General features: G+C 39.9%; 9 protein-coding genes, 1 tRNA gene and 1 pseudogene. All 11 read left to right on the plus strand.

All coding sequences use genetic code 11. The features are described from left to right. Positions 1-65 (plus strand): annotated as a pseudogene (locus ACFIN0_RS05785) (elongation factor Tu); the annotation flags it as partial. Positions 66-112: 47 nt separating this feature from the next. Beyond that, a tRNA-Trp gene (locus ACFIN0_RS05790) sits at positions 113-188 on the plus strand. Between the two features lie 199 nt (positions 189-387). After that, positions 388-600, plus strand: coding sequence for a preprotein translocase subunit SecE (gene secE / locus ACFIN0_RS05795; RefSeq protein WP_273790652.1), 213 nt, complete (start codon positions 388-390; stop codon positions 598-600). 20 nt (positions 601-620) lie between these two features. Next, entirely contained in the window at positions 621-1,151 is a 531-nt protein-coding gene (gene nusG, locus ACFIN0_RS05800; protein ID WP_273790740.1) for a transcription termination/antitermination protein NusG, read from the plus strand. Between the two features lie 150 nt (positions 1,152-1,301). Then, positions 1,302-1,730, plus strand: coding sequence for a 50S ribosomal protein L11 (gene rplK / locus ACFIN0_RS05805; RefSeq protein ID WP_273723157.1), 429 nt, complete (start codon positions 1,302-1,304; stop codon positions 1,728-1,730). A 4-nt stretch (positions 1,731-1,734) separates the two neighbouring features. Beyond that, positions 1,735-2,439 (plus strand): 50S ribosomal protein L1, encoded by a 705-nt coding sequence (gene rplA, locus ACFIN0_RS05810; RefSeq protein ID WP_375607230.1) that lies wholly within the window; start codon positions 1,735-1,737, stop codon positions 2,437-2,439. Positions 2,440-2,793: 354 nt separating this feature from the next. Further along, positions 2,794-3,312, plus strand: coding sequence for a 50S ribosomal protein L10 (gene rplJ, locus ACFIN0_RS05815; RefSeq protein ID WP_375607229.1), 519 nt, complete (start codon positions 2,794-2,796; stop codon positions 3,310-3,312). A gap of 101 nt (positions 3,313-3,413) precedes the next feature. Continuing rightward, a complete protein-coding gene (gene rplL, locus ACFIN0_RS05820) occupies positions 3,414-3,785 on the plus strand; it encodes a 50S ribosomal protein L7/L12 (RefSeq protein WP_012755028.1) in 372 nt (123 codons plus the stop codon). A 289-nt stretch (positions 3,786-4,074) separates the two neighbouring features. After that, positions 4,075-8,223 carry a DNA-directed RNA polymerase subunit beta gene (gene rpoB / locus ACFIN0_RS05825; RefSeq protein WP_375614670.1) on the plus strand — a complete coding sequence of 1,383 codons (4,149 nt, stop codon included), beginning with the start codon at positions 4,075-4,077 and terminating at the stop codon, positions 8,221-8,223. 172 nt (positions 8,224-8,395) lie between these two features. Then, positions 8,396-12,607 carry a DNA-directed RNA polymerase subunit beta' gene (gene rpoC, locus ACFIN0_RS05830; RefSeq protein WP_375607227.1) on the plus strand — a complete coding sequence of 1,404 codons (4,212 nt, stop codon included), beginning with the start codon at positions 8,396-8,398 and terminating at the stop codon, positions 12,605-12,607. Between the two features lie 717 nt (positions 12,608-13,324). Continuing rightward, on the plus strand, positions 13,325-13,528 hold the full coding sequence (locus ACFIN0_RS05835) for a hypothetical protein (protein ID WP_375702113.1): 204 nt from the start codon (positions 13,325-13,327) through the stop codon (positions 13,526-13,528). Positions 13,529-13,724 lie beyond the last annotated feature (196 nt).

The raw sequence follows: 13,724 nt of genomic DNA on the forward strand, positions 1-13,724 counted from the left end.
GTTTTGCTATTCGTGAAGGTGGTCGTACTGTTGGTGCCGGTATCGTCTCTAAGATCATTGAATAAATAATGCTTGTTAAAGGGGTGTTAAAAGTATTTTAATTTTGAGAGTTAGGGGTATAGCTCAGTTGGTAGAGCGGCGGTCTCCAAAACCGCAGGTCGCGGGTTCAAGTCCTGCTGCCCCTGCCAAAGGGGGATTTTACATATAAGGGAGTGGATTTTGCTGCCTTTTTCGCTTTTTTTGATATGGGGCTTGTTTTTTTGTGTGTGAAACGGTATTGAATAGAAAGTAAGGAAATTGCATAAGTCTGAAAGTTGGCTTTTGCATTTTTTTCTGTTTATTTTGTTCTATAAAACACAATAGGACTAGAGAGAGTATAGTGTGACGATGGCATCTAAAACCAATCCGATTACCTTTTTGAAGCAGGTTTATGCAGAAACAATTAAAGTGAAATGGCCTACACGTCGTGAGACGGTTATTTCTACTATTATGGTTTTGTTGGTAACTGCATTGGCTTCAGCTTTCTTTTTTATTGTGGATCAGGTTATGCATTTTGGTGTTTGGCGGGTTATTGATCTTCTGAAATATCTTTTTAGTTGAGAATGTAAGGAAGTGTGACTGTGGCAGCTCGTTGGTATATTGTTCAGGCATATTCAAATTTTGAAAAGAAAGTAGCGGAAGCTATTGATAAGGAGGCAAAGCAGAAGGGACTTGATCATCTTTTTGAAAAGATTTTTGTTCCAACAGAGCGTGTTGTAGAGGTTCGTCGTGGACGCAAAGTTGATACTGAGCGAAAATTTTTTCCTGGTTATGTTCTTGTTCGTGCTGAGTTAACAGATGAAGTTTATCATCTTATTAAGAATACGCCTAAAGTGACAGGTTTTTTAGGATCGGATGCGCGTCCTGTTCCCATTTCTGATCGAGAGGTTGAGCAAATTCTCAAACAAGTTCAGGAAAGGGTTGAGTCTCCAAAGTCTTCTGTATTGTTTGAGGTTGGAGAGCAAGTTCGCGTTGCTGATGGTCCTTTTGTTTCGTTTAATGGAATTGTTCAAGAGGTTGAAGAAGAGCGCTCTCGTCTTAAGGTTGAAGTGCTTATTTTTGGGCGTCCTACGCCTGTTGATTTGGAATTTGGTCAGGTTGAAAAACTCTGATTAAACTTAGAGTAGTTTTTATTACTTTAAGGAAGGAGTGGGAGGTGATTTATAGCTTTTGTCGGCTTAATGATCCGAACCACGTGACTGCAAGCGGGTGACGGGCAAGATGAATTGTCAGTATACCAGTGAAATTAAAGGCAGATTGTTATGGCAAAAAAAAGTATAGGTCAGCTTAAGTTGCAGGTCCCTGCAGGAGCTGCTACTCCATCTCCACCGATTGGTCCAGCTCTTGGGCAGCGTGGTATTAATATCATGGAATTTTGTAAGGCGTTTAATGCAGCGACACAAGAAATGGAAAAGGGGGCACCGATTCCAGTTGTTATTACGTATTACCAAGATAAATCTTTCACATTTTCTCTCAAGACGCCTCCTGTATCATTCTTTTTAAAGAAGGAAGCAAACCTGAAATCTGGCTCAAAAGAGCCTGGTAAAGTGTCTGTAGGAAGCATTTCTCGCGATAAAATTCGTTCGATTGCGGAATCAAAGATGAAAGATCTTAATGCAAATGACATTGAGGCAGCGATGCGTATGGTTGAAGGTTCTGCTCGCTCGATGGGTTTGGAAGTGGTGGGCTAGTATTATGGCAAAAGTAGCAAAGAGAATAAAAAATATCCGAAAAGATATCGATTTTAGTGAACTTTACGCTTTAAAAGATGCTGTTTTAATGGTTAAGGAGCGTGCCGTTGCTAAATTTGATGAAACAATCGAAATTTCAATGAATTTGGGTGTTGATCCTCGTCATGCTGATCAAATGGTTCGAGGTGTTGCTCATTTGCCTAATGGAACAGGAAGAAATATTCGTGTTGCCGTTTTTGCTCGTGGGGATAAGGCTGAGGAAGCTAAGGCGGCAGGAGCTGATATTGTGGGTGCCGAAGATTTATTTGAAAGCGTTAATAGAGGGACTATAGATTTTGATCGTTGTATTGCAACACCAGACATGATGCCTCTTGTTGGTCGTCTTGGTAAGATTCTTGGTCCACGGAGTTTGATGCCCAATCCCAAAGTTGGTACTGTAACACTTGATGTTGCTGGTGCTGTCAAAGCGTCTAAGGGTGGTGCTGTTGAGTTTCGTGTTGAAAAAGCCGGTATTGTGCATGCTGGTATTGGTAAGGCTTCTTTTGGTGTTGAAAAAATCGTAGAAAATATAAAAGCCTTTGCAAGTGCAGTTATTAAAGCTAAGCCGCAAGGTGCAAAAGGTGAGTATATTAAGCGCGTTGCTGTTTCTTCGACTATGGGGATTGGTGTTAAAGTTGATCCAGCAACAGTTCGTTCAGAGACAGTATAAGCTGATTTATAATTTTGTTTTGGGGTATGTGAACATCAAAATTGTATTTTAAATGCTGGTTTTGATCAGCTAGCTATCTAAGCTTTATAGAGCTTAGGTTGTACCGGAAGAAATTCCGGAATATCCTGTCCGAGATTGTAGGTGATACTTTTAAGTATCTTAATCAAAAAAGCCTGCATGAGACTGGGGTAAAAACTGAGAGTTAAAAGACTTAAAGGGTTTGAGCCAAGGTTGCCTTTGAACGCTGTGCGTGAAAAAGGGGACAGGATCCTCATCGGTGACATGAAGTATTTTATGTTATCAAAGGTAACCAACAGGTTTGTTCTAAGCAAATCTGTTAAATGGAGAGAGACAGTGAATAGAGCGGAAAAACGCGAATTTGTTACATGGCTTAACGAGGCTTTTCGGAAGTCTGGTTCTGTTGTTGTTGCACATTATTCCGGTCTGACAGTTTCACAGATGAATGATCTGCGTTCGAAAATGGGTGAAGCTGGCGGTGCCGTTAAGGTCGCCAAAAACCGTCTTGCTAAAATCGCTCTTCAGGGCACGGAATCTGAATCGATAGTGGGTTTGTTTACCGGACAAACACTTATTGCTTATTCAGAAGATCCAATCACAGCACCAAAAGTTGCTGTTGATTTTGCGAAAAGCAATGACAAATTTGTCATCCTTGGTGGTTCAATGGGTGCAACAAGTTTAAGTGTAGATGCTGTGAAGTCATTGGCTTCATTGCCTTCATTAAACGAGTTGCGTGCAAAACTTGTGGGTATGATTTCTACCCCTGCGACCCGTATTGCACAGGTTGTTAATGCCCCTGCTGGTCAGGTTGCGCGTGTCATTGGAGCATATGCTCAGGAGGATAAGGCGGCTTAAGGCTGTTTGTATTCATGTTTATGGAAAAGCTTTAATGCTTTTCTGTTTTTTTGGATAAGTTTTAATAATGGTTCAAATCTTTTAATTGAAGGAATTTAAAAATGGCTGATCTAGAGAAGATCGTAGAAGACCTTTCTAATCTAACCCTTTTGGAAGCTGCTGAGCTTTCTAAGTTACTTGAAGAAAAGTGGGGGGTTTCGGCTGCTGCTCCTGTAGCTGTCGCTGCTGTTGCTGGTGCTGCTGCTCCAGCTGCTGAAGAAAAAACAGAATTTGATGTTATTCTTGTTGAAGGTGGCGCACAAAAAATTAATGTTATTAAAGAAGTTCGTGCCCTTACTGGACTTGGTCTTAAAGAAGCTAAAGATCTGGTTGAAGGAGCACCCAAGCCTATTAAAGAAGGTGCTTCTAAAGAAGAGGCAGAGAAAATTAAATCTCAACTTGAAGCTGCTGGTGCTAAAGTTGAACTTAAGTAAATTTAATTTTATCGGCGAACATTTATGTTCGCCGATTTTCTTTCTCTTAATACAAAGAGGGAAAATAATGAGTAAAAAACCTTTTCCCAATGGTTTCGTAACAGGAATGGGATAGGTTTGGATTACTTCCCCCTTCATCATAGAGTCAAAGAGATAAATGACTTATGTTGGTGGGGAAAGTTAATGATGCTCATTATGAGTGTCAAGTGAACTGGTCTGCATATGCAGGTTAATGGTATAAGGCTTTCAAGGTTGGTCTACCTTGAACAGTAAAGATCAAGGAGCGACGATGGCTCAGACTCACGCAATGATGTCTCAATTCAATGGTCGTAAGCGCGTACGGAAATTTTTTGGTAAGATTCCTGAAGTAGCAGAAATGCCGAATCTTATTGAGGTTCAAAAAGCCTCATACGATCAATTTCTCATGGTTGAGGAACCGAAAGGTGGGCGACCAGATGAAGGTTTGCAAGCTGTTTTTAAATCGGTTTTTCCTATTTCAGATTTTTCCGGGACAGCTATGCTTGAGTTTGTAGGTTATGAATTTGATTTACCAAAATTTGATGTTGAAGAGTGCCGTCAACGTGATTTAACTTATGCTGCCCCATTAAAGGTCATATTGCGTTTGATTGTTTTTGATGTTGATGAGGATACTGGCTCCAAAGATATCAAAGATATTAAAGAGCAAGGCGTTTATATGGGCGATATGCCTTTAATGACGACGAATGGTACCTTTATTGTTAATGGTACGGAGCGTGTTATTGTTTCTCAGATGCATCGTTCTCCTGGTGTCTTTTTTGACCATGATAAAGGAAAGTCCCATTCATCAGGAAAGCTTCTTTTTGCTGCTCGTGTTATTCCATATCGTGGTTCTTGGCTTGACATTGAGTTTGATGCTAAAGATATCATTTATGCGCGTATTGATCGACGGCGCAAGATTCCTGTTACTAGTCTTTTGATGGCATTAGGTATGGATGCGTCGGATATTTTATCGACGTTTTATGATAAAGTGACTTATGAGCGTGATGGAGAAGGATGGCGTGTTCCTTATTCTGTGGATCGCTTTAAAGGAATGAAGCTCATTTCTGATCTTATAGATGCAGATAGTGGTGAAGTCGTTGCGGAGGCTGGTAAAAAATTAACAGTTCGTACTGCAAAGTCTTTGGTAGAAAAAGGACTTAAAGCGGTTAAAGTTAGTGAAGATGATTTATTAGGTTGTTATCTAGCCGAAGATATCGTCAATTACGAAACAGGTGAAATCTACCTTGAAGCTGGTGATGAAATTGACGAAAAAGTATTAAAAATTCTGCTCGATGTTAGTGCTGATCAAGTCAATATTCTTGATATTGATCACATGAATATTGGCGCTTACATCCGCAATACTTTGAAGGTAGATAAAAATGAAAGTCGGCAGGATGCGTTATTTGATATTTACCGGGTGATGCGTCCAGGTGAACCACCAACAATCGATACAGCAGAAGCAATGTTCCATTCATTGTTTTTTGATCCAGAGCGTTATGATCTTTCCGCTGTCGGGCGTGTTAAGATGAATTTACGTATGGATCTTGATTGTCCAGACACAGTTCGCATTTTACGCCAAGAGGATATTATTGCTGTTGTTAAGATGTTGGTTGAATTGCGTGATGGACGTGGTGAAATTGATGATATTGATAATCTTGGCAACCGTCGTGTTCGTTCCGTCGGGGAGTTGATGGAAAATCAATATCGCATTGGTCTTCTTCGTATGGAGCGTGCGATAAAAGAGCGTATGTCATCGGTTGAAATTGATACAGTTATGCCACAGGATTTGATTAATGCAAAGCCTGCGGCAGCAGCGGTCCGTGAATTTTTTGGGTCTTCACAATTGTCTCAGTTTATGGATCAAACCAATCCATTGTCAGAAATTACCCATAAACGCCGTCTTTCTGCTCTTGGTCCAGGTGGTTTGACTCGTGAACGTGCGGGTTTTGAAGTTCGTGACGTCCATCCTACGCATTATGGTCGTATTTGTCCGATTGAAACACCAGAAGGCCCCAATATTGGTCTGATTAACTCCTTAGCAACATTTGCGCGAGTTAACAAATATGGCTTTATTGAAAGCCCATATCGAAAAATTATTGATGGTAAAGTCACAAAAGAAGTTATTTATCTTTCAGCGATGGAAGAAGCAAAGCATTATGTAGCTCAAGCTAATTCTTCATTAGATAGTGAAGGCCGCTTTATAGAAGAGTTTGTTGTTTGCCGTCATGCAGGTGAAGTTTTAATGGCGCCACGCGATCATGTTGATTTGATGGATGTTTCACCAAAACAGTTGGTTTCAGTTGCAGCAGCGCTTATTCCATTTTTGGAAAATGATGATGCGAATCGTGCGTTGATGGGATCGAACATGCAGCGTCAGGCAGTTCCTCTTGTACGCGCTGAGGCACCCTTTGTTGGTACGGGAATGGAATCCGTTGTTGCACGCGATTCAGGAGCTGCTGTGAGTGCAAAACGTAGTGGTGTTGTTGATCAAGTCGATGCTACCCGTATTGTTATTCGTGCAACAGAAGATTTAGATCCTTCAAAATCAGGCGTTGATATTTACCGTTTACAGAAATTTCAGCGTTCTAATCAGTCCACTTGTATTAATCAGCGTCCTCTTGTACATGTCGGTGATAGGGTAGAGAAAGGCGATATCATTGCAGATGGTCCATCCACGGATCTTGGTGATTTAGCTCTTGGGCGGAATGTTCTCGTAGCATTTATGCCTTGGAATGGATACAATTATGAAGATTCTATTTTGTTATCCGAGCGCATTGTTGCTGATGATGTGTTTACTTCAATTCATATTGAGGAATTTGAAGTTGCGGCACGCGATACAAAACTTGGACCTGAGGAAATTACGCGCGACATTCCTAATGTTGCGGAAGAAGCGTTAAGAAACCTTGATGAAGCTGGCATTATTTATATTGGTGCTGAAGTTCAACCAGGTGATATTTTAGTTGGAAAGATTACCCCAAAAGGTGAAAGTCCCATGACGCCGGAAGAAAAGCTTCTGCGTGCAATCTTTGGAGAAAAGGCATCTGATGTTCGTGATACTTCTATGCGTATGCCTCCTGGGACTTTTGGTACTGTTGTTGAAGTTCGCGTTTTTAATCGCCATGGCGTGGAAAAAGATGAACGTGCGATGGCAATTGAGCGTGAAGAAATTGAGCGTTTAGCAAAAGATCGTGATGATGAACAGTCGATTCTTGATCGCAATGTTTATGCGCGTCTTACCGATATGTTGACAGGTAAAGTTGCTGTAGAAGGTCCGAAAGGCTTTTCGGGTAGTAAAAAGCTTGATAGTACAGTAATGGGGCATTATCCACGATCACAGTGGTGGCAATTTGCTGTTGAGGATGAAAAGCTTCAAAATGAAATTGAAGCTTTGCGTAAGCAATATGATGAATCAAAAGAAGCATTACAACGTCGCTTTATGGATAAAGTTGAAAAAGTCCAAAGAGGTGATGAAATGCCTCCTGGTGTCATGAAAATGGTGAAGGTTTTTGTGGCTGTGAAACGCAAAATCCAACCAGGTGATAAGATGGCGGGGCGTCACGGGAATAAGGGTGTTGTTTCACGTATTCTTCCCGTAGAAGATATGCCATTTCTTGAAGATGGGACCCATGCTGATATCGTCTTGAATCCACTTGGTGTGCCTAGTCGTATGAATGTTGGACAAATTCTTGAGACGCACCTTGGTTGGGCATGTGCCGGGATGGGCAAGAAGATTGGCGATTTGTTAGAGTTATATCAAGAAACTGGAGATATACTTCCTTTGCGTCAGCGTATTGAAAATCTTATGCCTGATGATAATCATAATGAGCCAGTCCGTCAGTATGATAATGAAAGCCTTTACAAATTGGCTTTACAGATGAAGAAAGGGGTTTCAATTGCAACGCCTGTTTTTGATGGAGCACATGAGTCTGATATTAACATGATGCTGGAAGACGCAGGATTAGATAGTTCAGGGCAGGTTACGCTTTATGATGGTCGTACTGGGGAGCCTTTTGATCGTCCAGTAACGGTGGGATATATTTACATGTTGAAATTGCATCACCTTGTTGATGATAAGATTCATGCACGTTCTATTGGTCCCTATTCACTTGTTACGCAGCAGCCATTAGGAGGTAAGGCACAATTTGGTGGTCAGCGTTTTGGTGAAATGGAGGTTTGGGCACTTGAAGCTTATGGTGCTGCATACACTTTGCAGGAGATGCTAACAGTAAAATCAGATGATGTGGCTGGTCGAACAAAAGTCTATGAGGCAATTGTGCGTGGTGATGATACATTTGAGGCAGGTATACCCGAAAGCTTTAATGTGTTGGTAAAAGAAATGCGCTCACTTGCTCTTAATGTGGAGCTTGATGATGCGCGTGAACTTATTGCACAGCGGGCATTGTCTGATACGACAGAATAATAATTCAAGGAGCGCACTAGAAAAAGGCTGCGCTCTTATTACTTTAAGAGGCTCAATAACCTTATTAAGGCTATACAGGTTGTTTTTAAAAGTAAATGTATTTTAAAGAAGATCTGTTATAAAATAAATGAGATATTACAACAGGTTCTAAGAATCTTTGAAGGAGAACAGCATGAACCACGAGGTCATGAATCTTTTCAATCCTCAAGCGCCAGCGCAGACATTTGACTCTATTCGTATTTCTATTGCGAGTCCTGAGAAAATTTTGTCCTGGTCGTATGGTGAGATTAAGAAGCCTGAGACGATTAATTATCGGACGTTTAAACCAGAGCGTGATGGTCTTTTTTGTGCACGTATATTTGGCCCTATTAAGGACTATGAATGTCTATGTGGCAAATATAAACGCATGAAGTATAAGGGCATTATTTGTGAAAAGTGTGGTGTAGAGGTTACTCTTTCCCGCGTACGTCGTGAGCGTATGGGGCATATTGAACTTGCGGCACCCGTTGCGCATATATGGTTTCTTAAATCATTACCAGGTCGTATTTCTACACTTTTAGATTTAACTTTAAAAGATATTGAACGGGTTCTTTATTTTGAGAATTATATTGTAACCGAACCAGGATTGACGTCTCTTAAGCTCCATCAGCTTCTTTCTGAAGAAGAATATATGCTTGCTATTGATGAATTTGGAGAAGATCAGTTTACAGCTATGATTGGCGCTGAAGCTATTTACGAGCTTTTAGCTAGTATGGAGTTAGATAAAATCGCTAATGATTTGCGTCTTGAATTAGCTGAAACAACTTCAGAGTTAAAGCAGAAAAAATTGATTAAACGACTTAAAATCGTTGAAAATTTTCTTGAATCTGGAAATAAGCCAGAGTGGATGATTATGAAAACAATTCCGGTTATTCCACCGGATTTGCGTCCATTGGTTCCGCTTGATGGTGGGCGTTTTGCGACATCAGATCTGAATGATCTTTATCGGCGTGTTATTAATCGTAATAACCGCTTGAAACGGCTGATTGAATTGCGTGCTCCTGGAATTATCGTGCGCAATGAAAAGCGTATGGTACAAGAAGCTGTTGATGCATTGTTTGATAATGGACGGCGTGGGCGTGTGATTACTGGAGCCAATAAACGTCCTCTTAAGTCTTTATCAGATATGTTGAAGGGCAAGCAAGGACGTTTTCGTCAGAACTTACTTGGGAAGCGTGTTGATTACTCGGGGCGTTCTGTTATCGTGACGGGTCCTGAATTAAAATTGCATCAATGTGGTCTTCCCAAAAAAATGGCTCTTGAATTATTTAAGCCTTTTATTTATGCGCGGCTTGATGCAAAAGGCTATTCATCAACGGTAAAGCAGGCAAAGAAGCTTGTTGAAAAAGAACATCCAGAAGTTTGGGATATCTTGGATGAGGTTATTCGTGAACACCCTGTTTTGCTCAATCGTGCACCAACATTGCACCGCTTGGGGATTCAGGCTTTTGAACCTATCTTGATTGAAGGGAAAGCTATCCAGCTTCATCCGCTGGTGTGCACTGCTTTTAATGCAGATTTTGATGGAGATCAGATGGCGGTTCATGTTCCGCTTTCTCTTGAAGCACAGCTTGAAGCCCGTGTTTTAATGATGTCAACCAATAATATTCTTCATCCAGCTAATGGAGCTCCCATTATTGTTCCATCACAGGATATGGTTCTTGGTCTTTATTATCTTTCGATTGTTTCTGAAAAAGAACCAGGTGAGGGAATGGCTTTTTCTGATATAGGTGAGCTTCATTATGCTTTAGAAAATAAGGTTGTAACGCTTCATACGAAGATTAAAGGCCGTGTTAAGAATATGGGGAAGGATGGAAAAGAAGTTTCTAAACTTTATGATACGACACCTGGTCGTTTGATTATCGGTGAGCTTTTGCCAAGAAATGCGGATATCTCATTTGATATTGTCAATCAAGAGATGACGAAAAAGAACATTTCTAAAATGATTGATCATGTTTATCGGCACTGTGGACAAAAAGAGACGGTTATTTTTTGTGACCGTATTATGCAGCTTGGCTTTTCTTATGCTTGTCGTGCAGGAATTTCATTCGGTAAGGACGATATGGTTATTCCTGATAGTAAGTCGCGTTTAGTTGCAGAAACAGAAGCTTTGGCTAAGGAGTACGAACAGCAATATAATGATGGTTTGATTACACAAGGTGAAAAATACAATAAGGTTGTAGATGCTTGGGGTAAATGTACAGATCGCGTCGCAGATGAAATGATGAAACGTATTCAAGCCGTCGATTTTGATCCTAAAACAGGTCGTCAACGACCGATGAATTCGATCTATATGATGTCGCACTCTGGTGCTCGTGGTTCTGCTAACCAGATGAGACAATTGGCCGGTATGCGTGGATTAATGGCAAAACCATCGGGTGAAATTATTGAAACACCCATTATTTCAAATTTTAAAGAAGGTCTAACTGTTAATGAATACTTCAATTCCACGCATGGTGCACGTAAAGGACTTGCTGATACTGCGTTAAAGACGGCGAACTCTGGTTATTTAACGCGGCGTCTTGTTGATGTTGCACAGGATGCTATTATTTCAGCAGTTGATTGTGGTACCGCAAAAGGGCTTACCATGCAGCCGATTGTTGATGCAGGACAAATTGTTGCCTCCCTTGGGCAAAGAATTCTTGGTCGTACAGCGCTTGTTGATATTCTACATCCTGTCTCTGGAAAGGTTATCCTTGAAGGTGGAGCAATGATTGAGGAAGCTGATGTTGCGAAGATTGAAGCAGCTGGGATTCAATCTGTTCAAATTCGTTCTGCATTAACATGTGAAACACGTCTTGGTGTTTGTGCAAAATGCTATGGTCGTGATTTGGCGCGTGGAACACCTGTTAATCAGGGAGAAGCCGTTGGTGTTATTGCTGCTCAATCCATTGGTGAGCCGGGAACACAGCTTACTATGCGTACTTTCCACTTAGGAGGAACTGCGCAGGTTGTGGATTCATCGTATTTAGAGGCATCTTATGAAGGTAAGGTGGAAATTCGTAATCGTAATGTGGTTCGTAACTCTGAAGGCCATTTGGTTGTTATGGGGCGTAATATGGCTATCCTTATCAAGGATGAGTTAGGAAAAGAGCGCGTTGTACATCGTGTTAGCTATGGTGCTCATATTTTTGTTGATGATGGTGATGTGGTTAAACGTGGCCAACGTATAGCAGAATGGGATCCTTATACACGTCCAATTTTAACGGAAGTTGAAGGCTATGTGGGTTTTGAAGATATGATTGATGGTTTATCTGTCACTGAAACAGCTGATGAATCTACGGGTATTACGAAGCGTTTGGTGATTGATTGGCGCGCTAATCCACGTGGTGCGGATCTTAAACCAGCCATTATTATTCACACGGATAAAGAAGGTGAATCTATTGCTAAATTGTATAAGGGAGGTGAAGCCCGTTATATGATGTCAGTGGAAACTATTCTTTCTGTTGAACTTGGTGCTCATGTTAAGGCTGGTGATGTTATTGCTCGTTTGCCAATGGAAAGTGCCAAAACGAAAGATATTACGGGTGGTCTTCCTCGTGTGGCTGAGCTTTTTGAAGCGCGTCGTCCAAAGGATCATGCGATTATTGCTGAAGTTAGTGGTACAATTCGGTTTGGCCGTGGTTATAAGAATAAACGTCGTATCATTATTGAACCAAATGATGAAACTCTTGAGGCAGTAGAATACTTGATTCCAAAAGGTAAGTTGTTCCACTTCCAAGAAGGCGATCAAATTGAAAAGGGGGATTATATCCTTGATGGGAATCCAGCACCTCATGACATCTTGGCGATTAAGGGAGTTGAGGCTTTGGCATCTTATCTTGTTAATGAGATTCAGGAGGTTTATCGTTTGCAGGGAGTTCTTATTAATGATAAGCACATTGAAGTGATTGTTCGTCAAATGTTGCAAAAAGTTGAAATTACTGAATCTGGAGATTCTGGTTATATTCCAGGTGATAATGTTGATCGTATTGAACTTGATGAAATCAATGATAATTTGATTGCAGAAGGGAAGAAACCTGCATCTGGTAATCCTATTCTTCTTGGAATTACAAAAGCTTCTCTTCAAACGCCTTCTTTCATTTCGGCGGCATCGTTTCAGGAAACAACACGTGTTCTTACTGAAGCAGCAGTTTCTGGTAAAATTGATACTTTGCAAGGACTTAAAGAGAACGTTATTGTCGGTCGTCTTATTCCAGCAGGTACGGGTGGTACAATTTCTCAAATCCGTCGTATTGCTGCAGTTCGTGATGATTTGATTGTAGATGAGCAGCGTAAGTCTAGTAATAACGAAGTGGCTAAGGCTATGTTGACAAATATGACAACCGGGGCTGTTGCTGAATAATTTAAATACAACATCACATAATAAAAAAACGTCTGAATAGAAAGTTCAGACGTTTTCTTATTTCGAAATGCAGAAGTTGTATATTCTCTTGAAAAATATCAAAAATTATAAGGCGATAGTTATTTTTAACATCTTTAGTAGCTTATTGTTTTGTAATGATGCTTATCTTTCTTGTTGCTTCATTTTAAAGTTTTCTTATTTCTGAAGGCAGTATAGAAAGTTTTTTCCCAAGTATGTGAAACTCAAAAAACATATTCAAGGAAAAGAGTTGATTATCTACAAATCAAATAATGATTGATTTTGAATTTTAGGAAAATTTCTGATTGATATCTTCTATAAAGATTTAAAAGGACTTATAATGAAAGATCAATAGTCTTTCTGTAATATAAAAATAATTGATTCTCTACTATACAATGTTTGTGAATGTATTTTCTTCTAAAGTAGAATGCAGAAAATTAGAGATTAAGGTGCTCACTAAGTTTTATAAAAAATAGACATATTTCTTATAACAATGTGATCTATGCAGACAGAATAATAAAATGTACGAATGTTATTCAATTGGAAAATTAACACGTGAGTTTTCAATAATAGCTCGAACTTTGCTATGAAGAAGAGGGACTTCTTATCCCTTTTCGGTTTGCAAATACACGGCTTTATACATAAACGGGTCGTCATAAGTTAAAACAAATCCTGTGTACTAAAAGAGTTAAATTTTCGTTGTCTGAAATATCTGATATTTTGACAATGGTTGGAAAACCACCTGATAATGAGAAAAAGCTTAAGAAATTAATTGCAGGAATTCATAAAAAACGAACTGATTTAAAGCAGATGCAGCATGATGTTGATGATCTTCTACAGGATTTAGAACGAATTGAAGAGAGTTTTTTTGAGAGCTTAGCGGAGTTGGGGGGTAGTCATTGATTATAAATTTATTTTGTCTTCTTTTAGACTAATTTCTTTCTCTTAAAAGAGATAGATTATACCGTCTCTAAGGGGAATATTTACCACTGCGTGAAATGTGTAAGTCATTTAAAGAAATAGAGTGTTTGAAAAAGCTGCAAAGGTATTTTCGCAGTATATTATTCTTGATAAGAAAAAACTATTTTTCATAAAGAAA

Origin of the sequence: Bartonella sp. AA89HNZF, assembly GCF_042196905.1 — a bacterium.
Taxonomy (GTDB): domain Bacteria; phylum Pseudomonadota; class Alphaproteobacteria; order Rhizobiales; family Rhizobiaceae; genus Bartonella.

Excerpts from the sequence above, each read along its gene's own strand:
- rplA (WP_375607230.1), top strand. The coding sequence starts at position 1,735 with ATGGCAAAAGTAGCAAAGAGAATAAAAAATATCCGAAAAGATATCGAT.
- rpoB (WP_375614670.1), top strand. The coding sequence starts at position 4,075 with ATGGCTCAGACTCACGCAATGATGTCTCAATTCAATGGTCGTAAGCGC.
- rpoC (WP_375607227.1), top strand. The coding sequence starts at position 8,396 with ATGAACCACGAGGTCATGAATCTTTTCAATCCTCAAGCGCCAGCGCAG.
- rplK (WP_273723157.1), top strand. The coding sequence starts at position 1,302 with ATGGCAAAAAAAAGTATAGGTCAGCTTAAGTTGCAGGTCCCTGCAGGA.
- secE (WP_273790652.1), top strand. The coding sequence starts at position 388 with ATGGCATCTAAAACCAATCCGATTACCTTTTTGAAGCAGGTTTATGCA.
- rplL (WP_012755028.1), top strand. The coding sequence starts at position 3,414 with ATGGCTGATCTAGAGAAGATCGTAGAAGACCTTTCTAATCTAACCCTT.